Below are 26,975 nucleotides of genomic sequence, written 5' to 3' on the forward strand. Positions count from 1 at the left end.
TCAGGATGTATAGTTTGTTAGAGCGAAGCTGGTTGGAGGAGTGCAGTTTTATTAGGGTATTGCGTTAACGTGACAGTCTTCTGCTCCATGACAATTTCTGATAAGATGAATTTGCTATACGGCGTTATTTTTAGCTGAGAAGGGTGTATGAACTTGATGAAGAAGAAGGTATTATTGGACCTGCTTATTATTATGGCAGGAGCGTTTTTATTTGCGCTAGCTATCAATTTATTTGTTATTCCGAATGAGCTTGGCGAAGGCGGCGTTACCGGGATAACAATTATTTTATATTATTTATTCGATTGGTCGCCGGGGATCGTCAGTTTAATCTTTAATTCCTTTTTGCTGCTTATTGGCTATCGTTTTCTGGATAAAAGAACGGTGGTCTATACGATTGCAGCAGTGATATTTCATTCCTTTTTTCTGGTCTTAACCGAGAGCTGGTCCATTGCATCGGATGAGATCACCGTAAATGCTGTATTTGGCGGTTTATTCGCGGGCATAGGGATTGGCATGATTATTCGGGTCGGAGGCACAACGGCGGGTACGGCGATCCTGGCACGGCTTGCGAACAAGTACTTAGACTGGAATATCAGCTACGCGCTGCTGTTCTTCGATCTGATTGTAGCGTTCTCTTCTTATTTTATCATTGGAGCGCAGGCGCTGATGCTGACAATCATTATGCTGTATATCGGAACGAAGGTGATGGATTTTATCATCGAGGGCGTGAATCCGAAAAAGGCGGTCACAATTATTTCCAAGGAGCAGGACAAAATTGCCGAGCAAGTCAACGTATTGATGGACCGTGGCGTTACCGTTATTTATGGCCGCGGCTATTATACAAAGACGCCCCAGGAGATTCTCTATATCGTCATTAGCAAGCAGGAGCTTAGTCAGCTAAAGAAAATCGTCAAGGCGGCGGATAAGAGCGCATTTATTACAATCCATGATGTGCGCGACGTATTTGGCGAAGGTTTTATTGATATTTCAAAATAGCGCATCCCCACGGGGATAAAGGGCTTCCTGCTTTTTTAGAGCGGGAGGCTTATTTTTATGGCTATTTATTGGTCATCATTATTTCGCTTTATTGTCCAAACTGCGGACACTTATGAATAAATAATGCGAATTGCCAGTCATCGTTCTTCGCTTATTTTCCGAATATAGAGTAAGATTAGAGCAAGAAAGCAAATGGGAGTTGTTGAAATGTCGAAAGACGAAGTGATTTTGACCAAAGAGGGCTTGGCGCAGCTGCAAGCGGAGCTTGACGATCTCAAGTATGTAAAGCGCAAAGAGCTGGCTGCCCGGATTAAGCTGGCGATCAGCTACGGCGATCTTAAGGAAAACAGCGAATATCATTCGGCCAAAAACGACCAGTCCTTTATGGAAACGAGAATTCTCATTTTGGATAAAATGCTGAAGAAAGCCCGCGTCATTGAAGAGAAAAGCTTAGATCTCTCGAAGGTGAACATTGGCTTAACCGTTATTTTGAACGATATTGAATTCAGTGAGAAGATCGAATATAAGATCGTAGGAACGGAAGAAGCAGACGTTGCCGATAATAAGATTTCTTATGAGAGCCCGCTGGGCAAGGAGCTTATTGGCAAGAGCGTAGGCAGCATTATTCATGTCAACGCACCGATGGGCGTCATTAAATACGAGCTTCTTGAAATTAGAGCAATGTAATCATTCATACCTATAACAAAGGGTGATGGCAGATGGGAAAACAATTTGACGCGATGCTCCCGCAGCATGAGGCGTTTATTCGCCAGCAGCATATTTTTTTCGTAGGATCAGCGCCGTTATCGGAAGAAGGGCATGTCAATATTTCACCTAAGGGGCATGACTCGCTGCGGATTTTGTCCCCTAACCGCGTGGCGTATCTGGATTTAACGGGCAGCGGAAATGAAACGAGTGCGCATATCGATGAGAACAGGCGAATTACCATCATGTTCTGTGCGTTTGAGGGCGCTCCTAACATCTTGAGGCTGTATGGAACAGGGACGGTCGTACTGCCCGACACGCCGGAGTGGGGGGAGCTTTATCCGCTCTTCACGCCCCTTCCGGGCGCAAGGCAAATTATCGAGATTGACGTTCATTTGGTACAGACCTCCTGCGGATATTCCATTCCGTTTATGTCTTATACGGGGGAACGGGAGACGCTGCAGCGCTGGTCGGTTCAGCAGGGCGAAGCAGGCTTAAAGAAATATTGGCATGAGAAAAACAGAAAGACCATTGATGGAATGCCAACGCCTTTAGGCTCTAAGCTTATCTAATTCCATTTGCCAAAGCCTGCTTCTGAAGCGGGCTGCGAAATCAGCTAATCCAACGATGAGGGGTTAGCTTTTTTTCGCTTTAGGGGCTGGTTCCGACACCTTTGCTGTCCATCTGATCCAGTCATTCATAATCCGACAAAATTAGATGAGAAAAGATTAATGCGGTATGGGACTCAGGTTTGATGTAAACTAATACTTTGTATGGCAAAGTAATACTTAGGAATATGCTAGGCGCGAACATACACCTTGGAAGCCAGATTTGTTTTCCAAAACCTTTTCTAGGAGGAAAGCTATTATGAATTATCATTTTTTTGTAGGCAACGATAACGGAAACAGCGAACATGATCTGATCATTGACGGTAAGTTGATCCAACAGCCCAATGTCAATTGTACGGTGGACGAGCTCCCGTGGAGCGAGGAGCAATCGCCCGAGAGCTTTATCAAGAACTTGCAGGATCAGCTCGTCGTAACGATTGATTCGCCCGCTGCAAGACCAGGCATGTATTATGTCGGTAAGTTTGCTCTGGAGAGCGGCGAAATATTGGACAACCTCCAAATCGGTATCGATATGAAGAGCGATATGGATCTGCCGGTGATCAATACGCTTGCACAAATTGCAGCGATGGCGGTTCAGAAGGCGTATGAGGAAGAGAAGAAAATACCAGTGCAAATCGATGTTGAGGCCGATATGGCAACGGCCTTGCCTGTGACGCAGCACACGGATGAGACTTCCGCGAAGTTCGAGAAGCGCTTCACTTCTGGTACGCATCATGTGACGGTGCATTTGGGCATTCAGCGCGTTGCCGTGAAAATTGTATTCCCGTTCGCCAAGGTTGTACCTGAAGCGACACCGGTAATTTTCACCCTTCAGAAGGATTCGGCAGGCGGCTGGAGAGAAGGCGAGATCTTTGATGATTTCCTGCAATCCTACGGCATTGAGAAGAAATTTAACGGCAGCTATTTCAAAGATAAGCGGATTCTCCATATTGATATCGGCGACGGTTCGACGGAGTATCCGATTACAGAAGGCAATAAATTTTTGCGTCAATTCGTGCACGGCAGCCACCACGGCGCTGGTTATGCGATTGAAGAAGCGCTTCAGGAGTTTAATCGCTTGATTCATTTGCCGGATAGCCCGCGGCAGTTCTTCAGTGACGTGATTAAGAACCCGAAGCATAAATATCATGCTAGAGCTCTTAAAACGTTGAAGCGTCCACTGGAGAGCCAAGTCAGACAAATCGTACAGCATGTGAAGAAACAGCTCACCAAAGCGCGTAATGAGATTGATCTGATCTGCGTATACGGCGGAGGAAGCATCCTCATGCGCTCGGTCCTTTATCCGCAGCTTAAGGAGCTTTGCGCGGAAAGAGAAATGCAGCTGCTATATATCCCGGCTGAGTATGCCGTACTTTTAAATGCGATGGGGCTTGATGCGTTTGTGCGGGGCAAAATTTACGAGGCGCTGAAAAACAAGGCGGTTCAGCCTGCATAACAAAAGCAGCTCGATCTGGGGCATAATCTAACGGATTCTGGTAGGTGACTCTTGATGAAGAAAACAAAGCTTCCCGGTGATAATATCAGCTTGAAGACGAAAAAAAACGAGGATCCTTTGGTGATGCAATGGTTGAATTCGCAAACCAACCTCATGGACTCTCTGCGATATTTGGTGGAAAGCGAGATCGCGCAAAATGGCGTGCGCAACCTGCAGGCGTTTGTTCCCATGGAGCGAAATTTGCTTCAAGGCAGCTCCGGCTTGCCGCGGACAGAGGGCGATTTCTCTCCAAATACCGCAGCTTTAGCGCAAATGGCAGCCGCTTCCGAAGCGCCGCGAGAGGCAGTTTCTGTGCCTGAACCAGTAGTGGAAGAAGAGATAGATGACGACGATATTGAGGCATGGAGCTAGAAAATATCACTTGATGATACTTGGTAATACCTAATATTGAGTAAATTTGGAGTTACTGGGGAATATATAATAACATTAAGTAATACCGAGAGACACTAAGTGTTTCTCGGTATTTTTGTGTGAAATACCAAACTTTTATTTCGGGTTTACAGTTGAAAATGATGCTTTATAAAGAGCAATCCATAAGAAATGATAATCTCTTTAAACTGCTATAATGAGTTAGATAGTACCAATAATTGGATTTCAAACGAAAGGATGATGAAGAGTGGCTACGCTTAAACCGTTCTTATTTTCGGAGGACTCCCGAGCACAAGCTGACTTTTATATTGGAGCGCTTGGCGGCGAGATCCAGTCTGTTATGACGTTTGGAGACGGGCCGGAGCCTCATGGGGCAAATAAAGACAAAGTCATGCATATGTGCCTGACTGCTGGCGGGGTAACCTTCTTTATGGCTGACTTGCTTGATCCCCTTACGCGCGGGAATGGCTTCAGCTTGAATTTATATTTCGAATCCGGTGATGAAGGCAGGGAAGCGTTCAATAACCTCTCAGCAGGCGGCAACGTGTTGCACCCACTCGAGCCAGTATTTTGGGGCGGTATGTACGGACAATTAGAGGATAAATTCGGCGTTCAATGGATGATCAGCTGCTGAGCGCGCGACTTAAAGGCTATGTGAAATACCTAAATAGGCCGCAAGGGATGATCTCCCTGGCGGCCTATTTTGCAATATAAGGCTTTTTATGTTGGGAACAATGAAGTAAGAGCAGCCTTATATTACGATGAGAAACGGTTAACCTCCTCTTGCAGAGGGCGGCGAAGCCGTTTCTCCTTGTGATTACAGATTAGTGCGCTAGCGCGAATAGACCGTGGATATGCGATAGGTAACGAATGTTGCTTGCTTCCTTCATAAGCGATGCAGGCAAACCTTTCAATTGTGTCGCGTTGCCGCCAATTGTGCCTACGCCGTCTTTGCGGCCAAGGCTTCCAAGCGTACCGGAGAATACCGGCACGAATTTGTCCATAACGCCGCCTTTAATTTGAACCGCTAGGTTGTAGCCTACCGTTTCGCCCATTTGCCAAGCAAGCTGAGCTGTTGGAGGGTAAGGACGGTCGCCTCCCTCTGGGAATACAACCGCGCAGTCGCCAGCCAGGAATACGTCAGCATGCGAAGTCGATTGCAAGGTTGGCGTAACGGTCGAACGGCCGCGGTCTTCTGCAAGGCCGCTGCTGCCGACAACAGGGTTGCCTTTTACGCCGCCAGTCCAGATGATCGTGCTGGATTCAATCGTACGTCCGTCTTTGAGGGATACAGAGCTTTTTGTAGCTTCCGTGATCGCTACGCTCGTAATAAAGTTTACGCCGCGTTTCTCAAGGCTTGTTACGGCACGGTCAATCAACACTTTCGGGAAGATTGGCAGAACGGCTGGGCCGGCTTCTACGCAATATAGCGAAATGTCATTGAAATCAATGCCTTTGCTGCGGCAAACTTCAGGAAGTCTGTCCGCGAATTCGCCTACAAGCTCAACGCCAGTCAAGCCGCCGCCGCCAACAACGATCGTTGCGTCTGCTTTGTTGCCTGATTTTTTGTAAGCGTCAAGACGATCCTCAACATGCTTGCGGATCTTGTTAGCATCGGCAACGGATTTAAGAACAAGGCTGTTCTCTTCCAGTCCCGGGATACCAAAGTAGTTTGTTTCGCTGCCTAGGGCTACGACAAGCGTATCGTACTTTTGAACCTGGCCGCTTGCAAGAACGACTTGTTTATCGTCAGGTTTGATTTCTTTAACCGAATCAACGATGATATTAACGTGCTTGTCACCAAGAAGCTTGCTAAGCGGAAGTGCGACCGCTTGCTCAGCGATAGTGTCTCCTGCAAGTCTGTGCAGCTCGGTAATGATTTGGTGCGTAGGAAAACGGTTAACGATAGTAATGCTCGCTTCTGCTGGTGTCAAATGCTTGCGTGCTGTAAGAGCAGTAAGAAGACCGCCATAGCCGCCACCAAGAATTAAAATTTGCTTCGACATGTTCATCCTCCGTTCGTTCTATACGTATTCGGTGTATTATGCTTTTTCGTTTTTGCGTTCGGACAATACGCTCAAGAAAGCTTGCGCAAAGCGTAGCGTTTTTTGAACTTCCGGATCTTTTAGCATTTTCAACATAGCGAACAGGCCCACTGACGAACCAGCTGCCTCTTGTGAGCGCTCGCCAGCTTCCATAGCTGCAGTAGCGATACCTTTTGCTTTTTCTTGAACCGGTTTGACGAATTCACCGATACCTTGAGCGAAATCGTTGATCAACACTTTGTCTGTAGCAATGCCTTGCGCGAAGTCGTAAGCTTTTGTCATTAGCGTGACCATTTCAGCTAGCTTAGGAAGGTTGTCCACGAGCACAGTCAACGACTGTTGAACCTCCGGCTTCAATAACTGATCAAGTACATCTAACGTTTGCTTTTCTTCAACGAGGCTAGCTGCGACCTCTTGTCCAGCAGATGGTTGTGACATATTAGAATGTCCTCCTTTACGTAAATTTTGAAAGTAAGTTGTAGTCTCAATTGTGCCAGCCGCTAAAGGTAAGGATGCATCCTTAAAAGATTGTTACACTTTTCACATAGTTTTACGAAAAAATGTCTGTGCGCACGTAACAGCCTCATCTCCCAAATACAGGAGATAGATGTGATAGCAGTATGACGTAATCGGATTCAAACCCTTTGCTTCTATTCTACATCGTTTTGGCCAAAAGTTAAAAAGAAATTTATAACTTTTCAAAAAAAATATTGCCTTTGCTTCCAAAGGGCGCTCAGAAGCTGCCAAAAGTCGATTTTTAACGGCGACGACTTCGATTTTATCGGTATGACTACCTTTTAGTGTAATCTAATACAGCAGTTCATATGCAGTTACTTTTTATAGCGAGGAGCGAGAATACCTATGCAGCCTTTTACAGAGAGAGTCATTCAAGTGATTAAAGCTATTCCAGAGGGCTCTGTGATGACCTATGGGCAAATTGCTGAGCAGGCGGGCAGCCGAAGAGCGGCGCGTCAGGTAGTCCGGATACTACATTCCTTAAGCGGCGCGCATAAGCTTCCCTGGCACCGGGTAGTGAATGCGAAGGGCGAGATTGCCATAAGGGACGTGGAATCACGCGATATACAAATCCTGTATTTAGACGGGGAAGGCGTACAGGTCAGCCGAGAGGGCACTGTTGATTTGGATAAGTACCGTTATTGCCCAGCTGAAGCGGAACAAAGCTAGCCCTTCTTTTCGGATGAGCTAGCTTTGTATTTAGGCTACAAGTCTCTTCGAAGAGCTTTCAGCACATCGACTTCAGTAGCGCGGCGGGCAGGCCGCATGCCAGATAGAATAGCAATGCCGATGCTAATGGCTGCTGACACCCCTATTAACGAAAACGGGATATCGCTGAATACAAAATTCATCGGTTCGTTACTCTCGTTTTGCTTGCTTAAAATAATCGGAATAAGCCGATTGGCTGCCAAGCTTACGCCGAATGCAACGATCGTGCCAATCAGTGTACCGACGATGCCGATAAAGCTGCTCTCGATTAGAAAGATACTCCGGATTGAAGAAGGGGAAGCGCCAATAGCCTTCATAATACCAATGTCCTGTGTCCGCTCGGTAACGGCCATCGTCATCGTATTATAAATGCCAATCGCTGCGATCAAGACGGCAATGGCTCCGACAAACAAGAGGCCAAGCTTCACGAAGAGGAAGACGGAATCCACCTTCGTCAGCTCGCTAGCGACAGAATAGGCATTGTAGCCTGCTTCCTTGATCGTTTTAGCGATGCCGGACACATGCTGCATATCATCGGCATACACAAGCACGTTCTGGTAATGATCAACGAGAGATTGCTCTTCCAAGGCCAGCAGAGGTTGAAGGGTTATAATGTTCCGTTGATCCATAATAACGCTCGCATCCTGCAGCCAGTTTTTGGCCGGCTCCTTCAGAATGCCAACCACAGTTGCTTTAAGCTCCATGGACGCTGGCTTGTTTCCCTCAGCGTCAACCGGTTGAGTTAACATCATGCTAATTTCCTTATTTAGCACACTGGCTGAATAGGGCTTGTCCGGCTTGCCGGCTTGCAGGAGAGATTCGGCAAAATCATAACCAACGAGCATTTCGTTCGGGGCCAAGGGGAACCTTCCCTCGGAGAGCTCGAGCTTACCGTGCTTCTCGGCCTCCATCACCGTAAATACAGGAGAATAATCAGTCTCCCTGGCATAATCGTCATACGTGTAGCGCGCGGATAGACTGACCATATTTTGCCTAACAACGGATGCCACATGGGGGATGCCCTCGAACTGCTTCACTTCCTCCATGGAATAAAGCGAAAAACCGTTGTCTGGCTCAGCGCTTGTATTTGTTTTTCCGTAGATGGAAACCTCCGTAATCTTGCCGAAAGAAGTAATCTCCTCCGTTATGCTCTTCTGAAAGCCAAAGCCGATGGAGGCTAGCACGACAAGAAAGCAGCAGCCCATAGCCGTTGCTAAGATCGTCATGAACAGCCTTGATTTGTTTCTCTTCATATTTTGCTTCACAAAACGATATTTATCTTTCCATTTCATCAGTATTCTTCGCTCCTATCCAACGATTTGTCCGTTATGAATGGTGACCGAACGGTGTGCAATGGAAGCTACCTCGGCGTCATGTGTAATCATAAGAAACGTAGTACCCCAATCCCGATTCAATTGCCGAATGAAGTCCAGCACCGATTGCTCGGTCTCGCTGTCAAGGCTGCCCGTTGGTTCATCCGCTAGAATAAGGGCAGGGCGCAGCACCATGGCTCTTGCAATGCCGATCCGCTGCTGCTGCCCGCCCGATAACTCGCTGGGATAATAGTGCTGGTATTCCCCCATTCCTACGAGCTCCATCGTTTCTCTTACCCGCGCGGCACGTTCTTTCTCCTCAATTCCTTTCAGGGTTAGGGGCAGCTCAATATTTTGGAAGGCGGTCATGCTCGTGATTAGCTGAAAGCTCTGGAAAATAAAGCCCATATGGGCCAGCCGGAACTTCGACCACTGCACTTCGCTGTAGCTGCTCACTTCGGTGCCGTTGATACGGATACTGCCGCTTGTAGGTCTCATATATCCGGCGGCCAAGTTCAGTAGCGTGGATTTGCCGGAGCCGCTCCGACCGAGGACGGATACGATTTCTCCTGCTTGCACCACAAGATTTACGCGGTTTAGGACAGGAACGAGCTTCTCGCTGTCTTTTTTGCCAATTTGGAATTGATGGGATACGTTCTGTATGGCGATCAAATGAGTCAACATCCTTTCTTGGCTTGCCGTCCATAGTAGGGCTAGCTATTGTAAGGAAGACGGTAACGTATCCGAAAATGTAGCAGATTTTGATAATGGTTTAGCAATCATCATTCTTATACTTTGCTTATTGACTCTCACGTTGCGTGATACCCTATAGTGATGAATAAGGGAGGCGAACAGCCATGAAAGTAAAGGAAGTCGCGGATTTGGTCGGGATCAGCGTGCGCACGCTGCATCATTACGATGAGATCGGACTGCTTAAGCCGGGGAACATAACGGAAGCGGGCTACAGGCTTTACTCCGGACAGGAGCTTGAGCAGCTTCAGCAAATATTGTTTTTCCGAGAGCTGGGCTTTCCCTTGAAGAAGATAAAAGAAATACTGGACAGTCCTTCTTTTAACCGGGAAGAGGCCCTTCATTTGCAGCGCAAAATGCTGCTAGATAAGCAGCGTCAGGTGGAGCGGATGATCAAAACCATTGACCGGACCATTCAGGACGCGAGAGGAGAAATTAAGATGACGAATGAGCAGAAATTTGAAGGCTTCAACTTCGACAGCAATCCCTATGAGCAGGAGGCGCGCGAGCGTTGGGGGGAGGAAAGAGTAGATCAGGCCAATGCGAAGGTTCGCAAAATGAGCAAGCAAGAGCAAGAGAACTGGGCAAATGGCATGAACGCCATTTATGAAAGGCTTGCAGCGCTTAGAGGTGAATCACCGGAATCGGTACCGTCCCAGGCTGCCATTCATGAATGGTTTGTTTATCTGAACCGAATGGGAAGCTATTCCCTTGAAGCCTTCCAAGGACTGGGCCAAATGTATGTTGATGATGAGAGGTTTACGAAAAACATTGACCAATTTGGCGAAGGGTTGGCAAAATTCATGCGTGATGCGATGGCCGTTTATGCCGTTAAGAACCAATAAACAGGTTGCAGAGCAGAGGTGAAAGGTTACAGACTGGTTACAATTAACTTTTTTTAATAAAGCCTAAATTGAATCCCACCTTCCGAACCTTTATTATGGTATAGACCAATCGGAAGGGAGATCAACCAAATGACAACTGAACTAACGCCTAGCAATGTAAGAAATTTTACCGTTTCCACTGAAATCTTTTATAATCCGAGCCTGGATATTTACTCGCAAATGATTTATATCGTGCTTAGCTCGAGCACGGTTGATTCTGCCTCGCTCACGATAGATGAGGTAGCGAAGAAAGGCCGCATGAGCACCAAAAATGCCATCAAAGCGATGCAAGCATTAGTTGATGAACAGCTAATCCCACATAAATTGTTCCGCAAAATGATCGGTGAATTCCAGGATGACCGCTTGTCATGGGCAGCGAAAGGGCTGCTCACTTATTGCAAGGAGCATAGGGGAATTACACTGGAGGAGCTGCTTGCTCTCTCTGACCAATCCAGTGAGGACGAGCAAAGCATCCGGAAAGCGATCATGGAGCTGGAGAAAAACGGCTATCTGGAGGAGTTTCCAGAGCTGAGCAAGCTGGCAAACTAATTCATAGAGCAGGGACGTATACCGCTTGGCGGCTTCGTACGTTCCTGCTCTTTTTTTATGCCAATCGGAATAGGAGGAGCTGCTAAGTCGAATACTGCCACTTACGGGAGGGGTCTATCAATCAGAACCTTCTTTAGGCTTGCGCTTTAACTGAATAGATTTCAAAGGTACGGATTGGAAATAAGGCTTTATCTGCAAAAACTGCATCTCTCCAAGAAAATCTGCTGCTCGCTAGCTAAAAGCTTATGATGGAGGTAGATGACAGTGGATAAACACTGGGAAAGCAGCCGGAAATTCATGTGCATGGCTGCCTACCATAAGTAGCAAAAAAACGTAGATATCCAATCCGCTAAGCTAGATGAGAGCATTCATACAAATTTGAACTTGACCAAGAAAAGGGAAGGTTTTGAGGAATAGATCTAATTTATAGATCTAATCTGACGGAGATGGCCCATTTCGGGGAAATAGGTCTAAAAAGTAGATCTAAGGGTCGCTAGAGGTGGCCCAAAATGGGTGGGAAAGGGGTAATTTGTGAGGAATAGATCTAATTTGGCAGGAAAGGCTCAATTTGAGGAAATAGATCTAAAAAGTAGATCTAAGGGTCGCTGTGTGACCGAGAATGGGCAGAAAAAGACAGTTTGTTGAGGAATTGATCTAATTTATAGATCTAATTTGTCAGGAAAGGCCCATTTCGGGGAAATAGATCTAAAAAGTAGATCTAAGGGTCGCAGGATGGCCCAAAATGGGTGGTAAAGGGGTAGTTTTTGAGAAATAGATCTATTTTATAGATCTAATTTGTCATAAATGACCCAATTTGAGGAAATAGATCTAAAAAGTAGATCTAAAGGTCGTTGGATGGCCCAAAATGGGTGGGAAAAGGTTGTGCTTGAGAAGTTGGTACAAGCCAATATGGTCAGTTTTTTAAATTAAAACCTGGATTGCTCTCAGCCGTCCATCCTGCTCACCCCGCTCATCCCGTCCACCTCAGCCAATATAAGTCGAACTACTTGTTGCATGAGCGGATCAAGCATGATTATAAAGTCCCCCTTGCAGCCAGATTCCTTGTTTTCTTTCTTTTGAACCTATAAAAGTCAGAATCAGGCTGCAAGGGCGAACGCCGCGTTTCTCAAATCAATCTACTCGCTTCACTCCCACTCCATTTCTTACATTTAACCGTTAATCCTTGCTCAGCTTCTCCAACAGCGCGTCGCCTTTTTTGCCAACTTTTACATAGGCGTAGTGTGCGTTGCGCTCGGTTTCGAGCCCAGTACCCTCCGGCACAAAAAACGTTTCGATTCCGTAATAGAGGCTTTGCCAGCCACTGGTGGAAGCGTTGATAATGACCTCGTTAGCCGAAATCGTTTCTCCGCTTTGATAAAAGCGATCGAACGTATAGACACCGTCGGCACCTTCCTGCAAAACAACCTTGATTCGGCTTAGCCCCTGTCTGTTTTCCAGCTCTTGCTGTGCAGTTTCCGGAGGTGTGGAGATGCTGTAATTCAGCCTTACATAATCGCCTTGCAGCAGCGACCGGGGATCCAGTGGTTCAATGGCGAGCTTGATGGATTTGCCGGTGGACAGCAGCACCTCGCTAGTAGCCGCGTGATAACCGACGTAACCCAACTGCAGCACGATAACGATGGCGATCAAAACGGGTTTCTTGCTCAGTAAGCGGCTGAATTCATCTGTATTTTCGGGTACGCGGGCACGGGTCCGGTAAGCGAAAACATAGGTGACCGCAATAATGAGAATGCCAAGCAGCGCGAGTGTAATGGATTTGTGCAGCAGCGTCCAGAAGATATCGTAATATTTGAACGCGATAAAGATGAACCAGAATGTGAGGCTCGCGGTCGCTTCCAGTGCCTGGCTGCGGCGGACAAATAGGAAGGCCAGAGCAGTGACGGCAACAAAATTCATGATATTAAAAACTTCATACGAATAAGGAAAAATGTCGTCCATAAAGGTCAGCCAAAATAAGAAGAGCAGCGTATACAGCAGGCCGCATTCCCGCAGATTTTGCCGCAGCGCCCCTTCACCCAGCAGGTGATGGCAGGCATAAATCAATGCGTTCAGCGCCGCCATAATCAAGACCATAAAGGAGAAGGCATGCTGAACGGATTCAAATAATTGAAACAGCAGGATCGCGATATTGATATTGAATAACGAGTAGATGAAGAGATGCTGGCCTCGCCCGTCAAGGCGTATCCAGCCGGCACCCGTCACGACAAGAAAGAGCAAGGTCAGCAGTGGCTGCTCAATCCAAGCTATGGCAATCATGCCAGCCGCATAGCCGATCGTAAGGATGGTGTATCGAACAACGGCATTCAGGCGGCTCAAGAACAAGACGGGAATAATGAATAGCAGCGAGATGACAAACAGCACATACTCCGTGTCCTGGCCGTCAGAGGCTAGAAATACTAGGCCAACAAGCGAGATGCTGCCGATTAATATGCCAACGATGGTGACGACGGTGGAGACGATTTTGCCGATAAGCGCACCTTTATGTTTATTTTCCTCTGGGTCAGAGGCCTGCTTCTCATGGTCTTCAGCGGGCTGATCCAGCTTGTTCAAATAACGGAAGAAAAATACGTTTGCAGTGAGCAGGACAGCCACAAAGAGTAATCCGTAGACAAAAAAGGCTGTGGAGGCATGCTCGGATAACAGCTCCAAAAACTTGAATATGGCAAAGGCGGATGCAGCCAGCGCGTTAAGCGTAAGCATGGCTTTATTCAGATGCACCCGGCTAAAATAATAGAAGCCGAACGCGATAGCAGCTGCGGATGCGATGTTCATCCAAGGGCCGTACCGCTCATAAAGCAACGAGTTGCTTAAGATGAGCAAGGCTGTATGGAAAGCGATGAAGCTGACCGCTTTGAGCGGTGCGGAGGCTAGCAGCCTAGTTTCGGTCAGAAGAAACAGAATTAGATTGATCAAGGCGAACAAGCAGCCGATCAGGTAAAGCTCGGCTTCACTATGATAGACATGCAGCGAAGACGGGAAAAAGTACTGCCATAACGTCAAATGGACGAGCGTATAGGCGAGAAGATAAAACGGACTGAAACGCGTTATAAAAGCAAACAACAGCGCCGGAACTGACCATACGAGAAAGAGCTCATAGGTATCTGCATGCGAATTGTAGATTTGATTAAGCAGAGCGACGGCAGCCCCAAACGAGATACAGCCGCCAACTAGAAAGATGGCAGACAGGAAAGAATGGTGGCCCAGCATGATTTTCATTTTGGAGAAAATAAAGGACGCTCCATAGAACAGGACCATAATGCCTGCGGAGGCTAAAATTTTATCGGCACGGCCAAGGCCGCCCCAGTTGGCTGCAAAGAAATAGATGATGGCAGCAAGCAGCAGAGACACGCCCATGAGAAAACCGACACGGGTAACATTTAATCGAAGCATAGCACTCACTTGCCTTTCTTGTTGGTATGTCTTGTATTATAATGACCCATTCGCAACCCAACTAGTACTCACTTTTTATAGTACCTGCCAAGGAGGCTCTCTTACCTTTTACCCCGACATTAGATGGATTAAGCGGTTACTCAAATACGACTAGCCCAGCAAATAGGCCTTAATTGCTTTCCCCTTAGCCTCTCACCATACCAAAAAAATCCTGTCCCGGAGCTTGAAAGCGCCGGAGCAGGATTTTAGGAAGATCATTTTAATTCATCACGCTTAACGCTCAATTACATAGCTTTCGTCAACGTGGCAGATTGGTTAGCCCCATTCCAGTTGACATTCCAGCCTAGCCATTCTGCGATAAAGCGAAGAGGGACTTGCGTACGTCCGTCTTTGATATGAACGACAGCATCGAGGGTTACGTTAGCGCCGTTGACTTGAATGACATTTTTGCCTAGCCAGAATACGACTTTATCCTCGCCTAATCGAAGCTCAACTGTTTTGTTTGCAGGAACGTATTTCACATCGGCGCCAAGCGTATTCGTCAATGTGCGAAGCGAGACGAAGGTTGTGCCGTTTTTAACATAAGGAGCGACATCCATCATGGCTTTTTTGCCATTGATTTGCGCGGTTTTGTTGCCAAGCTGGAACCAGATGGTTGTTACGTTGTTTGGATTCTCGGGCTGTGTAACCGGTGGTTTGACTTGGAAGAGCTCCGGTTTTTGGGTAACGATTGCGCCGCCAAGAGCTTTGCCTACGCCGAACATAAAGCTGTAGCCCTTGCGGAAGCTGTCATACAGCCCCGCTTTGTTAGCGGTTTGATAAATATCAAATGCTTCGAGTACAAGCTTCTCATGAGCAGCTACAGCTGCAGTAGCGCCTTCCGTCGGCAGGTTCTGTCCTGTAGCGGAACCAAGAAACTTGCCAAATTCCGTTGAGAACGTATCAAGCTTCGCTCTAGCCTTGGCAATCGCTGCTGTATCGCCGGAGAGTGCCGCTTTGACGATCTCGTCTTGCGCGAAGATATGGTCACCGGTCCATACTTGCTTGAACGCTGCGCCGCCTTCAGCGCCATAAATAGAGGAAATCGCTGCGGTGAAGTCGTTGGTGTTGCCATCCTGCGCTTCCAGCAGCGCGCTGTAGGCCGGCGATTTGTCGAAACCCTTCTGCATGCTGAGAACAGCGAGCGCGTAATGCTCTGCGGCTAGGTGGTTCAGTGCGGAACGCAGGTCACCTGCCGGCGTATCCGAACGCGTATTGTCGAATTTCGATGGATACTGTGTCGTAATGGCACCAGAGAGTGCATCGCTGACCCCGAACATAAACCCTAAGCCTTCACGGAACTCGCTGTATGCCGCCTTATAGTTGCCCGCCGCATAGGAGTCAAATACTTCGAGCACCTGGTTCTCGTGTGTCCGAACAACATCCTGAGCTGCGGCAGCAGGCAGATTGCCTTCCGTCGCGGCTCCAAGGAAGCTACCAAATTCTTTGGCAAAAGCTTCAAGCTCGTTGCGGGCTGCGGTTTGCCCCATCCTATCCTTTCCCTTCACGGCAGTTACATATTTGTCGGTATAGCCATTATGGGCTGCGAAGATGCGGTCAAATTCCTTGGCGCCTGCCTCGCCGTAAATCGAAGCGATCGCGGGCACCATGTCTTTCGCATTTTGATTCAGTGCGGTTTGGGCTGCTGCTGCATCGGAAGCGCCGTCGTAAGCTTTGGTCATTGAGACTACAGCAAGTGTAAAGTGCTCCGATAGCAAGTAGTCCAGCCCTGCTCGAAGCTCTACTGCGGGTGTGTCTGCACTTGGTTTCATTGATTCTGCACGAACGCTTTGCGTCCCGGCGAGTGCGGGAAGCAGCAGAGATAAGCTAAGTACGGGGGCAAGCCATTTTTTCATTTTCATGGTACATTCACTCTCCTCGTGTGTGGTTGTTTTGCTTTCTTACTAAGGCTCACGATGGGAATGGATATTTGGATCACTCTTTTTCGAAAATTATTTTGGCTTTGTTTTTTTGTAAGGAAGCCGAGGAGATTATGCTATAATACGGCATTATTACACAGACAGCTTGGCATACTTACACAAAGCGGGGTGGACGGGAATGGAATGGCTTATTCGAAGCTTGGTCAATCCGATCATGAACCGAAAATTTTTCACGAAAATATTTGTTTCGATTTCCATCGTCTCGTTTGTTGGCGTATTTAGCCTAGTTTATATTTATCAGCATAATTTCGAGAAGATTCTGACCGAAAACGAAATGGAGCGCGTGCAGCGCTCCATTAACCAAGCGGGTCTCAATCTCGATAACCAGCTGAACAGAGTCGTTCAGAATGTTTATTACTTCTTTTATTATTCTGATAACGGCTCAGAGCTGATCGAGGCAACCGACCGAAGCCGGATAGAGAAGGCGCTTGAAGCGTATCGGACCCAATACTCCAGCGAGCTGGAATCGGTATTTTTTATGATCAAGGAAAGCAATGAGGGTGGAGCCGAGACGCTGATCTACGATCAGAATCTGGACCGCGTGCCGGATATCGACTATCGGAGCCAAGCGTGGTATCGGTATTTCTTAAACAAGGAAACCGATTTGTGGTCCAAGCCGACCAAGGAGCATCTCTTTTATCAGGACCGATCCTACAGCACGATCTATTTGACCTTGGGGAAATATGACGTTGAAGGCAGGGATGGCATTCTTGTCGTGCGGCTCAATGGCAAGCTGTTCAGCGATGCGTTCCGCCTGCTTGCCGCGTCGGATCTGCTTATTGAGCTGAAGGATGCGGGGGGACATATCGTCTATTCATCCTTTCCAACGGATATCAGCGCTAATCGCTCCGTCTATTTGAAAATGGATTCGAAGCTCAGCTACAGCGGCTTTGAAGTGCAGGCTTATATTAACCAGCAGGCCATTTCCGACAAGGTCAGAAAGATTCAAAACGTGCAGCCGCTCGTTATCGCTCTTATTTTGCTGTTCACGCTCCTCATTTCGTTCGTGCTGTCGCTTACGCTCGTTCAGCCGATCAAAAAGCTGCTTCAGCTTATGAAGAAGGTGGAGATCGGCGATCTGGATGTGCGGTTTACGAGCAAGTATACCGATGAAATCGGGCTGCTGGGGAGAAACTTCAATAAGATGCTTGCGAACCTCTCCGGCATGATCGATAAAGTGTACGTGGTCGAAATGGAGAAGATTCATGCGGAAATGAAGCAAAAGGACGCCACGCTGCTGGCGATGCAAAATCAAATCAATCCTCATTTTTTATATAACACGCTTGAGGTCATTAATTGTCAGGCTATTCTGAATGATGTGCCTGCGATCAGCCGGATGAGCAAGGCGATGGCCGACTTCTTTCGGTACACGATCGATAATCCGAAGGCCGAGGTAGAGCTGCGAGTTGAAATTGATCACGTACGAACGTATTTGGAAATCCAGCAGGAGCGATATCCGGATATCGAGATTGATCTGGATGAGCTGGAGCCTTATAATTCATACCCCATCATCAAGCTTACGCTGCAACCGATCGTGGAAAATGCCTTTCATTACGCGTTTATCGGCGAGCGTGATTACTATTTGAAAATTTATGCCGGCGATATTGGCGAGGAGGCCTACGCCCTCTATATCGAGGACAACGGGCAGGGGATGGATGAATTGGCGATGGCAGCGATGAACGAGCTTTTTGCGCTGGAATTTAGCGATTTACCGGAAAATGACGACACCCGCAAACGGGGCATTGGCCTGCTGAACGTGCATCACCGCATTCGGCTGCGCTATGGCGCACCATTTGGCCTGTCGCTTGAGGAGTCGATGACGGGCGGGGTAACAGTTCGAGTATGGCTTCCTAAGGAGGGGAAAGACAGTGAGGATTCTAGTCGTTGATGATGAGGTTGTCATTCGAAAAGGGATTATAAAGCTGCTGGAGCAATTCAGCAAGAGCATCACGGACATTGAAGAAGCAAAGAACGGCGAGGAAGCGCTGCTGAAAATCGAAGCACGCAAGCCGGATATTGTCATCACGGACATTCAGATGCCCGTCATGAACGGTTTGCAGCTCATTGAAAGCATAAGGGTCCGAGATCCGGAGATGGACGTGATTATCTTGAGCGGCTACGCGGAATTCGAGTACGTCCAGCAGGCGCTGCGGCATCAGGTCGCCGATTATTTGCTAAAGCCGATCACGCAGGAGCGATTAAACGAGGTTATGTCTAAGGTGCTGCTTAAAGACCCTGCTAGATGGACCTCCCAAATGGATGTGGATAGTATTCGCGTTATGAAGGATACGGTCGCGTCCCTCGTGAAAAACGTACTGGCCGAGAATCGGAACGAAATGGAGCGGATTGTAGACGATTGGAGCGCCTATTGCCGGACATACGGCTTTTCTTGGCTGGAGCTTAAGCAGATTATGGGGCATTTCCAGCTTTCCTTCCGTTCGGAGCTGCTGCTTAATCTCAAGCAGGAGGCTGGTGAGACGGCGCCTTCCCTCAATCAGGCGGCGACGACCGCTGACGAGTTGTTTGCGGTTTGGAAGAGTTACCTGGCAAGCGAAATTGCAAGAGTTTCCGAGAGAAGAGCGCCCCGCAATAAACGGATAGTCGAGGATGTGCTGGCCAAAATCGAAAAAGGCTACGGCGATGCCGGCTTGAATCTGCAGGGGCTTGCCGAGGGCTGCGGAGTCAGCGCTCCGTATCTCAGTAAAATCTTTCGGGAAGTGATGAAGAAGCCGATCACGCAGCATATTAGCGAATACCGGCTGGAGCAGGCGCGCTCGCGATTAAAAAACGAAGCATCTGCAAAGATTAATATCGTGGCCGAACAATGCGGCTTTAATGATTATCCCTATTTTTCGAAAATATTTAAAAAGTACTTTGGCATATCGCCGTTAGAATATAAGGAAAAAAATAGTTGATTGATGTAACAAACCTTCACGCGAAGGTTTGTTTTTTTCGTTTTTCGACTAGTTTAGTTTCGTGAAGACAAGGATGGACGCTACAATACATTGTTGTAAACGTTTTATTTGGATATTATTTGTGGTATCAACAACGCGTTCGTAAGATGAGTGACAGATATATGTTACTTAACCTTACGCAAAACATTCAGGATAAGGGGAGTGTCTGGTAATGGGGAAAAAAGGGTCTCTGCTCATCGTCGTAATGCTGCTGGTGGCAATCATTTCAGCATGCGGGGGGAATAACGGCGGCAAGAACGAGGGGAATAAAGGAGCTGATCCGGTGCAAGGAACATCGGGCGGCGCTACGGATACGCTTGAGGCGTGGGGTAAGACAATCAAAGAGAAGTACGACGGCGAAGAAATCAAGCTGGCATTCGCCAGCCATCCGTCAACGGAATCGTTCCAGAAGCTGACCGGGGATTTTGAGAAGCTGACGGGCATCAAAGTGAAATGGGAAGTTATGGAGGAAACCTACCTCAAGAACAAGCAGCTGCTGGATTACACAGGCAAAACCGGCACTTATGACGTGTTGATGGTCGACGGCTTCTGGATGAGCGAATACGGCGCCAAAAAGGTCGTAGAGCCGCTTGATTCCTATATCGTGAATAAAGATCTCACGCCAGCTTGGTTCGATTATGAGGATATCGTGCCTGCGTACCGGAACGGGATCAGCAAATACGATGGCAAGGCTTACGGTATCCCTACGGCGGGCGAAACAAGGTTCATTGCCTACCGCAAGGACCTCTTCGAGAAATACGGCAAACAGCCGCCAGCTACGATGGCTGAGTTTCTGGAATTGGCCAAGTTCTTTAACGGCAAGGAAGATGGGTTGTACGGCGTAACGATGAGGGCACAACGAGGCATTCATGCCGCTTCGGGCCTTATGACTGTGATGTATAACTTCGGCGGCGGCTTTATTGATCAGAAGACAGGCGCCGTAACGATGACCGATCCGAAAACAGTCGAAGCGATGCAGTTTTATGTGGATTTGCTGAAGAATGCTCCGAAAGATGTTGCTTCCTATACGCATGAAGAAGCGCTCTCTGCGTTTACGACGGGCAAAGCAGCGATGTGGCTGGATGCCACGGCACTAGCGACAAGAATTTTGGACCCTGCCGGTTCGCAAGTCTATGACAAGGTTGGTTTCGTGCCGACGCCGGAAGGGCCGGAAGGCAAAGCAAGCGCGCTCGCGGGCTGGAACATGTCCCTGTCCTCCCTCTCCAAGAACAAAGAAGCGGCTTGGGCCTTCATCGTCTATATGAACAGCAAGGAGAACGCCAAAGCTTACGTAGAAGGCGGAGGAGTGCCGGTTCGCACATCCATCTATCAGGATGAGGAGCTTGTTGCCGCTGATCCTTCGTATCCAGTACAGCTAGCAGCGCTAAGCGATGCGAACGTACTTGTGGAAAAAGGAATTTCGTGGATTCCGCCGCATGAGAAGCTTGGCCAAATTTTGGACCGGGTCGGCTACTATGTCAGCGCAGCGATGTTTGGCGAAATGACGGTAGAGGAAGCCGCGAAGAAATCACAAACCGAGCTTGAGGATATTGTTGGCAAGTAAGGGATACCAACGGGGCTGCGCCAGCAGCCTCGATAAGCTAAAGCAGAGAAGGTGACAACTATGATTCGCTCTTACTTTCAGAAAAAACCGCATCTCGTATATATTATGCCGGCCATGATTATTCTCGGGGCGCTTACCTTTATACCGACTTTGTTTCTGTATGTGCTAAGCGTCTCCGACTATGAGCTGGGTTACTCTTCCTTCAACTTTGTCGGCTTGGACAATTTTATCCGCTTGTTCTCCGGCCGCGATCCCGAGTTCTGGTATTCGGTCATGATCAGCCTTGGCTTCATGGTTATCGTTACCGTGGTTGAACTGCTGCTGGGCTTCTGGCTGGCCGTGCTGCTGGACCGAGAATTCAAGCTGAAGTTTCTCGTCTTTGCTTGCATGATCGTACCGATTGCCATGACTCCGAGCATTACGGGCCAGGTCTGGAAGCTGATGATGAACGCTGAATATGGCGTGCTTAACTATTTCCTCCAATTCATAGGGGCAAAGGTAATCTGGCTGTCCGGCGAAAATGCTTTTTGGTCGACAGTACTCGTGGACGTATGGCAAAACACCCCTTTCGTGGCGTTGATCATTTACGCGGGTATCCGCTCGCTGCCTTCCGACCCGTATGAAGCGGCGGCGATCGACGGTGCGAATCGGCTGCAAATTTTTAGAAACATAACGATGCCGCTGCTATGGCCCATGATTTTGCTGGCGGTTATTTTCCGGGCAATAGATTCGTTGAAAACCTTTGATATCCCGTATTCCCTCACGCAGGGCGGACCGGGCAGCGCCACCGAATTTTTGAGCTTGCATGTATACCGCCTGGGCTTTGCCCAAACCGGTTGGGTAGGAAGATCGGCAGCAGTCTCCGTCGTTCTGCTCATTCTGACCACGGTGATCAGCATGATCCTCATTAGGGCTTACCGGAAAGGGGTTGAGAACAAGGGATGAATCCGATGGGTACGAAAAAATTGGGAATTGGAACGGCTATTGTTCTGCTGATCGTATGCGTGTCCTGCGTGTTTCCCTTGTTCTGGATGCTCATCATCAGCTTGAAGACAAAAACGCAAACCTATGATCCTAGCATTTGGTTTTTCTCGCCAACCTTTGAAAATTACAAAAATGTATTCGCCAACCGGCATGCGCTTGATTATTTGAGAAACAGCTCGATCGTCGTTGTGTTGACTACATTATTTTCGATATTTATTGGCGGCATGGCCGCTTATGGCTTTGCCAGGTTCGAGTTCAAGAAAAAGGAAAACAAGGCGTTTTGGGTGCTTAGCCTTAGAATGCTGCCGCCGATGGCATCGGTCATTCCGATCTTTGTCATGGCCAGCCTGCTTGGCGTGCTCGATACGCATCTGGTGCTCATCATTTGTTATATGCTCTTCAACATCCCGTTTACGATTTGGATGATGCGCAGCTTCTTCGAGGAGATTCCGCTGGCGCTGGAGGAAGCGGCTTTCGTGGATGGCGCCTCGCGGTTTCAAGTATTTATGAAGGTGATTCTGCCGCTGGCAACGCCTGGGCTCATCGCTACCGCTATTTTTTGCATCATTAATTCTTGGAATGAATTCGTATTTGCGTTATTCCTGACGAGCGCGGACGCAAGCACACTGCCTACGACAGTAACGCTGTTCCTTTCCGTAAGCGGCGTCGTATGGGGCGAGATGTCGGCGATCGGCATCGTGACGATTATGCCCGTGCTGCTGTTTGCCATGATTGTTCAGAAATATATGATCCGCGGACTCACCTTTGGCGGCGTAAAATAACGGCATGCTAAATTGACTGAAAGGCGATGAGAGGTATGGAGAAAATTAAAATGGGGATTGTAGGAGCGGGCACATGGGGGGAGACCCATGCATTCATTTACAACGATCATCCGTGCGCGGAGGTTGCGGCTGTATGCGACATGAATGTGGAACGGGCTAAAGCGCTGGCGGCAAAGTTTAATATTCCGGAAAGCGGCATTTTTACCGATCATAACGAGATGCTGCGCAGCGGCGATGTGGATGCGGTCGCTATCGTGACGCCGGATTTTGCCCACACGAGAATCGCGGTGGACTGCGCGAACGCAGGCAAGCATTTCATTATCGAGAAGCCGCTGACGACCAGCCGCGAGGAAGCGCTGGAAATCGTCGAGGCCGTGGAGCGCAACAACGTGCGGATGATGGTGGATTTGCACAGCCGCTGGAGCCCTCTTGTCGCCTTGCCGAAGCAGAGTATCGTGGACGGGGAGATCGGAGAGCCGTACAGCGCATATTACCGGCTAAATGACATCAAATGGGTGGCGACCGATCTGCTGCCGTGGGCTGCCAAGTCGTCGATCCTTTGGTTTCTTGGTTATCATAGCGTGGATGTGCTGCGCTGGCTGTTTGATGACGAGGTGGAGCGTGTTTACTCCGTATCCCGCGAAGGTGTGCTGAAGAGCGAGGGAGTCGATACCGTCGACGTGTATCAGACGATTCTGGAATTTCGCGGCGGCGGCATCGCTACGATGGAGAACGGTTGGATCACGCCGAACTCCAATCCGAACGTGAACGATATGAAGCTTAATATTACGGGTACGAAAGGGATGTTCAATATTGATCCCACGCACAGCCAGATGATGGAGCGATTCACGGAAACGAAGGCAGACCGCCCGGATCTGCTGGTCCGCCACTTCATCCATGGCAAGCCCAAGGGCTTCGCATACGAGAGTATCCGTCATTTCGTAGATCAGCTGATTACGGGCGAGCCGTTCCAGGTGACAATTGAGGATGCGTACAACACGACGATGGTTATTTTAGCGATTATGGAATCCGCCAAAACCAGAACGCCGGTGAAAGTCGTTTATTAATCGCTCGCAGCAAAAAAAGGCTTTTCCTTCTGATCCTAATCGGATCTTTAGGAAAAGCCTTTTTGTAGGGAAATGCGTTGGTCCTGAAGCAGATGCTAAGCGACCATGATGATTTGCGGCAAGTTCAGTAAAGCCCAATGCCCAGAATATAGCTGCTATTGGCCTCTTTGTCGCTCGCCTACGTACGCGCTACGCGCGAAGCGCTTCCTCAGCCCACTCCATATAATACGAGTTGCCGTTGCGAGTGTCGTATTGCTGAGCAGCCGACAAGGCGAGCTGGGCAAAATGATCGGCCAGATGCGCCAGACTCATCTCCTCGTTTGAGACGAGGAAGGACATCGGCAGCCTTGGACGGTATTTGGATCCGTTCGCCGCGAGCTTCTGCAGCAGCTGCGCGCTGTAGAGATGGAATACCAGCTTGTGGAACGGGTCCTCGTGATCGAGAGTCATTGCCAAGTGGTGCTCAAACAACTCTATTCCTTTCTTCACGTCCGTCCGAGCCAGAAACGACATGTGCCTGCCAACCGTTTCGATAAAGTCACGTTTGCCTTTAATGAGCCGGTAACCTCTGTTATGGGTCTTGCGCGCATCCTGCTCTGATTGCAACTCAAGCATAGGCAGCAGCAAGTAGGATAACGTAATATGCGGCACCTCCGCGCAGCTCATAGCGCCGGACAGAATCGGCTGCGCAGCTTCTAGCGCCTTCTCGTGCTCGCCGAGCTGGGAGTAGAACTGAACGATCTGGTTTTGCTCGCAAGCATCGCAATCGCTCATATAATCGCGTTCGGCCTTTTGGAATAGCTCCAGATAGGTTTGGGCCTCTGCCATCTTGCCAAGGTCCATGGCAACGCGGAAGCGGTAATAGAAATAAGTGCGCTCATTATAGCCGTGCTCCTTGTAGCGCTTGCCCAGGTCATCCACGAGCTCCTCGATCTTATGAAGCGGGATTTCCGGGAAGTGCGCCACCTGGCCGACAATCCACTTATAAGACCACATCAGATCGAAGCTGCCGAACTGCTCGGGATTTCGGTCATATTGCCCTAGCTGCCAAGAGAAGGCGATCAATGCTTTTAAGGGGTAACCGTGAAAAATAGCAGTATGCACGATTTCTTTTCTCGCTTCAAAGCCTTGCTCGATGTCCCCCTCCGCGTCGGCATACCGTGCCGCCGCTTCCAGAACCTCCAGCTTCGCAAGCCCATCGGGCAAATCATAAGCTTCATCCATTAGTGTCTCGAAATCATAGTTCATTTAGAAGCCCCTCCATTCCCCGCATTCGCGGACAAACCCCAGTCGATAAATCGAACGATGCCTTGATTAAGCACGGCAAGCTCTTGCCGGCTAAGCGGGTAATGCCCCATCATTAGCGCATTCGTATAAAGCATCTCCACGGCGGCAGGAAGCATATCCTTGCTGCCTGAGGAGAATAAGCGGTCAATGAGCGGGTTATCCAAATTGAAATACAACGTGGAATAAGCTGACTCGCCAAAGCTGCCGCCTAAATTGCCAAGCACCGATGCTAGCAGATCCGTGCTGCTTTCCTTCGCCTTCTCCAGAGATCGCAGTGCGGAGGATTCCTTCGACAGCGTATAGAGGGCCGGCAGCTCGGCAGGCTTGAAGCGCTTCAGCTGGATTTGGCAGCGGAACCGCTGCAGCGTGATATCGGCAAGTCGGATCGCGTCGTAATGGTCGTTTTTCTCCTCCATCGTCAAATCGGTGAATGATAAAGATACGTCCTCCGGCATTAGCCGCTCTAGCTCAAGCTCGGGGTTCATATACGCGATTCCCTCGAGCAGCTGGTGGTTATAAATATAACCGCCGTTTAACACGAGCAAGGATTGCGCTGCCGCTACATGCGTTATTTGGCGGTATTCGTCGACCGTAGCGGTATAGTAGATCTTTTTCTTCTCGTCGATAAGCTCACCGAGCGTTTGCTCGCCATAAGTGCTCTCGAAGGAGAGCCATTTGTAGATGGTGTTCAGGAAAGCGGCGTCCTCCGCAGCCAGCGCCTTCATCGGCAGGGCGTGAAGCGAAATGATGCGCTGCAGCCGTTCGGGCTCATGGTTTCCGATGCGCACAAGCTCATCACGGATGGCTTCCCCTAGTTCATCGCGTACGGATTGCAGCCGGTCATCCTCATAAAAATGCTCGCGCGAGGCCGTCGGCTGCAGCTCATCGGTCCAAATCAGGCATTTGACGAAGAAAGCCCATTCCGGCAAAATATTTTCCGCTTTATCCGAAACCAGCATTTGCTTTAAGTAAACCTTGTGGGAGCGCCGCGTATTCAGATTCACGCTATGCGGAAGAATGTAGGCAATCCCGCCGGTACGGCCGTTAGCCGTGCGCAGCGGGATGAAATCTTCGAAGGGCTCCGCAAGAAGTCGGGTTCCGAAATCGAGTACTTCGCGGCGCTTGCCGCGGGCGAGCTCAGGCTCCGCGAACCACACGGGCTGCGTAGCATTAATGGTCTTCTGCTGTCCGCCTGCGACCAGCGTGACCGGATACGGCAGCAAGGCGCCGTAATAGAAAAGCAGCTCTTCGACGGCAGCAGGCTCAAAATAGTCCGCGCAATCGGCTTTGCAGCGGAGGTACACCTTGGTTCCGATTGCGAGCTGTGTATCGAGCTTGCGGATCGTATAGGTGCCGTCCGGCTTGCCGCGCCATTCCATGGAAGGGCCACCCTTGGCCGACTGGGTCAGCACGACAATCTCGTCGCTGACCATGAAGCAGGACAAGAGGCCGATTCCGAAGCGGCCGATAAAGGAGGTTTCCGTGGCGAGGAAGTCCTTGCCTACCTTGGACGAATGGCCGATCATCGCAAGAAACTGATGGATATCCTCTTCCGTTAGGCCGATGCCCGTATCCTCCACCGTCATCGTAACCTGCTCGCCGCTTCCTGCGATTTCAACGGATACCTTCCCTTTGTAGGAGGGGTCAACGCTGCTTCTTGCCGTAATTGCGTCGGTTGCATTTTGCAGCAGCTCCCGCAAAAATACCTTTGGACTGCTATATAAGTGATTAGATAATATATTGATCATTCCGCTTAGATTAACCTGAAACCGGTATTCCTGCTGCTCACTCATCGGACACTCTCCCTTAATCGTTGTATTCGAATAGCTCCTATGCTGGCGGGTATAACCAATAGTTTACTATCATTTTGTGTTATATTTCCAATATTGGTTGAATAATAAGACTAAGGTCTTGACTCTTCATGTGCCCTAAGACCTTATGCCTAAGCATCAGCAAGCCGTTTATGCGTGGAGGGCAAAGGTTTATGG

Annotated in this window: 23 protein-coding genes; 15 read left to right on the forward strand and 8 right to left on the reverse strand. The window is 48.9% G+C overall.

Annotated elements, in window-relative coordinates:
* The first annotated feature begins 156 nt into the window (after positions 1 to 156).
* The 6 genes from FJQ58_RS20490 to FJQ58_RS20515 all read left to right on the forward strand — a co-directional run bounded on the left by FJQ58_RS20490 (position 157) and on the right by FJQ58_RS20515 (position 4,828).
* A complete protein-coding gene (locus FJQ58_RS20490; protein ID WP_139996644.1) occupies positions 157 to 996 on the forward strand; it encodes a YitT family protein in 840 nt (279 codons plus the stop codon).
* Between the two features lie 207 nt (positions 997 to 1,203).
* On the forward strand, positions 1,204 to 1,683 hold the full coding sequence (gene greA / locus FJQ58_RS20495) for a transcription elongation factor GreA (protein ID WP_139996645.1): 480 nt from the start codon (positions 1,204 to 1,206) through the stop codon (positions 1,681 to 1,683).
* A 32-nt stretch (positions 1,684 to 1,715) separates the two neighbouring features.
* Positions 1,716 to 2,273, forward strand: a complete 558-nt coding sequence (locus tag FJQ58_RS20500; RefSeq protein WP_139996646.1) for a pyridoxamine 5'-phosphate oxidase family protein — start codon at positions 1,716 to 1,718, stop codon at positions 2,271 to 2,273.
* Positions 2,274 to 2,568: 295 nt separating this feature from the next.
* Positions 2,569 to 3,765: a ParM/StbA family protein gene (locus FJQ58_RS20505; RefSeq protein ID WP_139996648.1), complete on the forward strand. Its 1,197-nt coding sequence runs from the start codon at positions 2,569 to 2,571 to the stop codon at positions 3,763 to 3,765.
* Between the two features lie 54 nt (positions 3,766 to 3,819).
* The gene (locus FJQ58_RS20510; protein WP_139996649.1) at positions 3,820 to 4,176 is read left to right on the forward strand and encodes a hypothetical protein; all 357 of its coding nucleotides are present in this window, start codon (positions 3,820 to 3,822) and stop codon (positions 4,174 to 4,176) included.
* A 265-nt stretch (positions 4,177 to 4,441) separates the two neighbouring features.
* Complete coding sequence (locus tag FJQ58_RS20515) at positions 4,442 to 4,828, forward strand: VOC family protein (protein ID WP_139996650.1); 387 nt, start codon at positions 4,442 to 4,444, stop codon at positions 4,826 to 4,828.
* 190 nt (positions 4,829 to 5,018) lie between these two features.
* Here the strand turns inward: FJQ58_RS20515 and FJQ58_RS20520 are convergent, their stop codons facing one another.
* Both FJQ58_RS20520 and FJQ58_RS20525 read right to left on the reverse strand, forming a co-directional pair.
* Entirely contained in the window at positions 5,019 to 6,200 is a 1,182-nt protein-coding gene (locus FJQ58_RS20520; protein ID WP_139996652.1) for an NAD(P)/FAD-dependent oxidoreductase, read from the reverse strand.
* A 36-nt stretch (positions 6,201 to 6,236) separates the two neighbouring features.
* The gene (locus FJQ58_RS20525; RefSeq protein WP_139996654.1) at positions 6,237 to 6,677 is read right to left on the reverse strand and encodes a DUF1641 domain-containing protein; all 441 of its coding nucleotides are present in this window, start codon (positions 6,675 to 6,677) and stop codon (positions 6,237 to 6,239) included.
* A 423-nt stretch (positions 6,678 to 7,100) separates the two neighbouring features.
* Between FJQ58_RS20525 and FJQ58_RS20530 the strand changes: the two genes are divergently transcribed.
* Positions 7,101 to 7,424 carry an MGMT family protein gene (locus tag FJQ58_RS20530; protein ID WP_139996655.1) on the forward strand — a complete coding sequence of 108 codons (324 nt, stop codon included), beginning with the start codon at positions 7,101 to 7,103 and terminating at the stop codon, positions 7,422 to 7,424.
* Positions 7,425 to 7,459: 35 nt separating this feature from the next.
* Here the strand turns inward: FJQ58_RS20530 and FJQ58_RS20535 are convergent, their stop codons facing one another.
* A complete protein-coding gene (locus FJQ58_RS20535) occupies positions 7,460 to 8,755 on the reverse strand; it encodes an ABC transporter permease (protein WP_139996657.1) in 1,296 nt (431 codons plus the stop codon).
* Between the two features lie 15 nt (positions 8,756 to 8,770).
* Positions 8,771 to 9,448 (reverse strand): ABC transporter ATP-binding protein, encoded by a 678-nt coding sequence (locus FJQ58_RS20540; RefSeq protein WP_139996659.1) that lies wholly within the window; start codon positions 9,446 to 9,448, stop codon positions 8,771 to 8,773.
* A gap of 185 nt (positions 9,449 to 9,633) precedes the next feature.
* On the opposite strand from FJQ58_RS20540, the gene FJQ58_RS20545 reads away from it, so the two are divergent.
* A complete protein-coding gene (locus FJQ58_RS20545) occupies positions 9,634 to 10,371 on the forward strand; it encodes a MerR family transcriptional regulator (protein ID WP_139996661.1) in 738 nt (245 codons plus the stop codon).
* A 129-nt stretch (positions 10,372 to 10,500) separates the two neighbouring features.
* Positions 10,501 to 10,959 carry a hypothetical protein gene (locus tag FJQ58_RS20550; RefSeq protein ID WP_139996662.1) on the forward strand — a complete coding sequence of 153 codons (459 nt, stop codon included), beginning with the start codon at positions 10,501 to 10,503 and terminating at the stop codon, positions 10,957 to 10,959.
* A 1,176-nt stretch (positions 10,960 to 12,135) separates the two neighbouring features.
* Here FJQ58_RS20550 and FJQ58_RS20555 read toward each other — a convergent pair.
* Complete coding sequence (locus FJQ58_RS20555) at positions 12,136 to 14,370, reverse strand: GDYXXLXY domain-containing protein (protein ID WP_202915300.1); 2,235 nt, start codon at positions 14,368 to 14,370, stop codon at positions 12,136 to 12,138.
* A gap of 284 nt (positions 14,371 to 14,654) precedes the next feature.
* A complete protein-coding gene (locus FJQ58_RS20560) occupies positions 14,655 to 16,271 on the reverse strand; it encodes a copper amine oxidase N-terminal domain-containing protein (protein WP_139996665.1) in 1,617 nt (538 codons plus the stop codon).
* Positions 16,272 to 16,467: 196 nt separating this feature from the next.
* Here FJQ58_RS20560 and FJQ58_RS20565 point away from each other — a divergent pair, with 196 nt between their 5' ends.
* The 6 genes from FJQ58_RS20565 to FJQ58_RS20590 all read left to right on the forward strand — a co-directional run bounded on the left by FJQ58_RS20565 (position 16,468) and on the right by FJQ58_RS20590 (position 23,700).
* Positions 16,468 to 18,237, forward strand: coding sequence for a sensor histidine kinase (locus FJQ58_RS20565; RefSeq protein ID WP_139996666.1), 1,770 nt, complete (start codon positions 16,468 to 16,470; stop codon positions 18,235 to 18,237).
* Complete coding sequence (locus tag FJQ58_RS20570; RefSeq protein ID WP_139996668.1) at positions 18,218 to 19,264, forward strand: response regulator; 1,047 nt, start codon at positions 18,218 to 18,220, stop codon at positions 19,262 to 19,264. Before FJQ58_RS20565 ends, FJQ58_RS20570 begins: the two co-directional genes overlap by 20 nt.
* Positions 19,265 to 19,475: 211 nt before the next feature.
* Entirely contained in the window at positions 19,476 to 20,867 is a 1,392-nt protein-coding gene (locus tag FJQ58_RS20575; protein WP_139996670.1) for an extracellular solute-binding protein, read from the forward strand.
* Positions 20,868 to 20,927: 60 nt separating this feature from the next.
* Complete coding sequence (locus FJQ58_RS20580) at positions 20,928 to 21,812, forward strand: carbohydrate ABC transporter permease (RefSeq protein ID WP_139996672.1); 885 nt, start codon at positions 20,928 to 20,930, stop codon at positions 21,810 to 21,812.
* Positions 21,813 to 21,817: 5 nt separating this feature from the next.
* Positions 21,818 to 22,633 (forward strand): carbohydrate ABC transporter permease, encoded by an 816-nt coding sequence (locus FJQ58_RS20585; RefSeq protein ID WP_139996674.1) that lies wholly within the window; start codon positions 21,818 to 21,820, stop codon positions 22,631 to 22,633.
* Between the two features lie 35 nt (positions 22,634 to 22,668).
* Positions 22,669 to 23,700: a Gfo/Idh/MocA family protein gene (locus FJQ58_RS20590; protein ID WP_139996675.1), complete on the forward strand. Its 1,032-nt coding sequence runs from the start codon at positions 22,669 to 22,671 to the stop codon at positions 23,698 to 23,700.
* A 189-nt stretch (positions 23,701 to 23,889) separates the two neighbouring features.
* Here FJQ58_RS20590 and FJQ58_RS20595 read toward each other — a convergent pair whose 3' ends face one another.
* Positions 23,890 to 24,948 carry a hypothetical protein gene (locus FJQ58_RS20595; RefSeq protein WP_139996677.1) on the reverse strand — a complete coding sequence of 353 codons (1,059 nt, stop codon included), beginning with the start codon at positions 24,946 to 24,948 and terminating at the stop codon, positions 23,890 to 23,892.
* Entirely contained in the window at positions 24,945 to 26,780 is a 1,836-nt protein-coding gene (locus tag FJQ58_RS20600) for an HSP90 family protein (protein WP_139996678.1), read from the reverse strand. Before FJQ58_RS20600 ends, FJQ58_RS20595 begins: the two co-directional genes overlap by 4 nt.
* Between the last annotated feature and the right edge of the window lie 195 nt (positions 26,781 to 26,975).

This window comes from Paenibacillus paridis, assembly GCF_006345825.1.
GTDB classification, from domain to species: domain Bacteria; phylum Bacillota; class Bacilli; order Paenibacillales; family Paenibacillaceae; genus Pristimantibacillus; species Pristimantibacillus paridis.

What these genes read in the sequence shown, in the direction of transcription:
- FJQ58_RS20490 (WP_139996644.1), top strand. Translation starts at nt 157, where the DNA reads ATGAAGAAGAAGGTATTATTGGACCTGCTTATTATTATGGCAGGAGCG.
- greA (WP_139996645.1), top strand. Translation starts at nt 1,204, where the DNA reads ATGTCGAAAGACGAAGTGATTTTGACCAAAGAGGGCTTGGCGCAGCTG.
- FJQ58_RS20500 (WP_139996646.1), top strand. Translation starts at nt 1,716, where the DNA reads ATGGGAAAACAATTTGACGCGATGCTCCCGCAGCATGAGGCGTTTATT.
- FJQ58_RS20505 (WP_139996648.1), top strand. Translation starts at nt 2,569, where the DNA reads ATGAATTATCATTTTTTTGTAGGCAACGATAACGGAAACAGCGAACAT.
- FJQ58_RS20510 (WP_139996649.1), top strand. Translation starts at nt 3,820, where the DNA reads ATGAAGAAAACAAAGCTTCCCGGTGATAATATCAGCTTGAAGACGAAA.
- FJQ58_RS20520 (WP_139996652.1), bottom strand. Translation starts at nt 6,200, where the DNA reads ATGTCGAAGCAAATTTTAATTCTTGGTGGCGGCTATGGCGGTCTTCTT.
- FJQ58_RS20525 (WP_139996654.1), bottom strand. Translation starts at nt 6,677, where the DNA reads ATGTCACAACCATCTGCTGGACAAGAGGTCGCAGCTAGCCTCGTTGAA.
- FJQ58_RS20530 (WP_139996655.1), top strand. Translation starts at nt 7,101, where the DNA reads ATGCAGCCTTTTACAGAGAGAGTCATTCAAGTGATTAAAGCTATTCCA.
- FJQ58_RS20535 (WP_139996657.1), bottom strand. Translation starts at nt 8,755, where the DNA reads ATGAAATGGAAAGATAAATATCGTTTTGTGAAGCAAAATATGAAGAGA.
- FJQ58_RS20545 (WP_139996661.1), top strand. Translation starts at nt 9,634, where the DNA reads ATGAAAGTAAAGGAAGTCGCGGATTTGGTCGGGATCAGCGTGCGCACG.
- FJQ58_RS20550 (WP_139996662.1), top strand. Translation starts at nt 10,501, where the DNA reads ATGACAACTGAACTAACGCCTAGCAATGTAAGAAATTTTACCGTTTCC.
- FJQ58_RS20555 (WP_202915300.1), bottom strand. Translation starts at nt 14,370, where the DNA reads ATGCTTCGATTAAATGTTACCCGTGTCGGTTTTCTCATGGGCGTGTCT.
- FJQ58_RS20560 (WP_139996665.1), bottom strand. Translation starts at nt 16,271, where the DNA reads ATGAAAATGAAAAAATGGCTTGCCCCCGTACTTAGCTTATCTCTGCTG.
- FJQ58_RS20565 (WP_139996666.1), top strand. Translation starts at nt 16,468, where the DNA reads ATGGAATGGCTTATTCGAAGCTTGGTCAATCCGATCATGAACCGAAAA.
- FJQ58_RS20575 (WP_139996670.1), top strand. Translation starts at nt 19,476, where the DNA reads ATGGGGAAAAAAGGGTCTCTGCTCATCGTCGTAATGCTGCTGGTGGCA.
- FJQ58_RS20580 (WP_139996672.1), top strand. Translation starts at nt 20,928, where the DNA reads ATGATTCGCTCTTACTTTCAGAAAAAACCGCATCTCGTATATATTATG.
- FJQ58_RS20585 (WP_139996674.1), top strand. Translation starts at nt 21,818, where the DNA reads ATGGGTACGAAAAAATTGGGAATTGGAACGGCTATTGTTCTGCTGATC.
- FJQ58_RS20590 (WP_139996675.1), top strand. Translation starts at nt 22,669, where the DNA reads ATGGAGAAAATTAAAATGGGGATTGTAGGAGCGGGCACATGGGGGGAG.
- FJQ58_RS20595 (WP_139996677.1), bottom strand. Translation starts at nt 24,948, where the DNA reads ATGAACTATGATTTCGAGACACTAATGGATGAAGCTTATGATTTGCCC.
- FJQ58_RS20600 (WP_139996678.1), bottom strand. Translation starts at nt 26,780, where the DNA reads ATGAGTGAGCAGCAGGAATACCGGTTTCAGGTTAATCTAAGCGGAATG.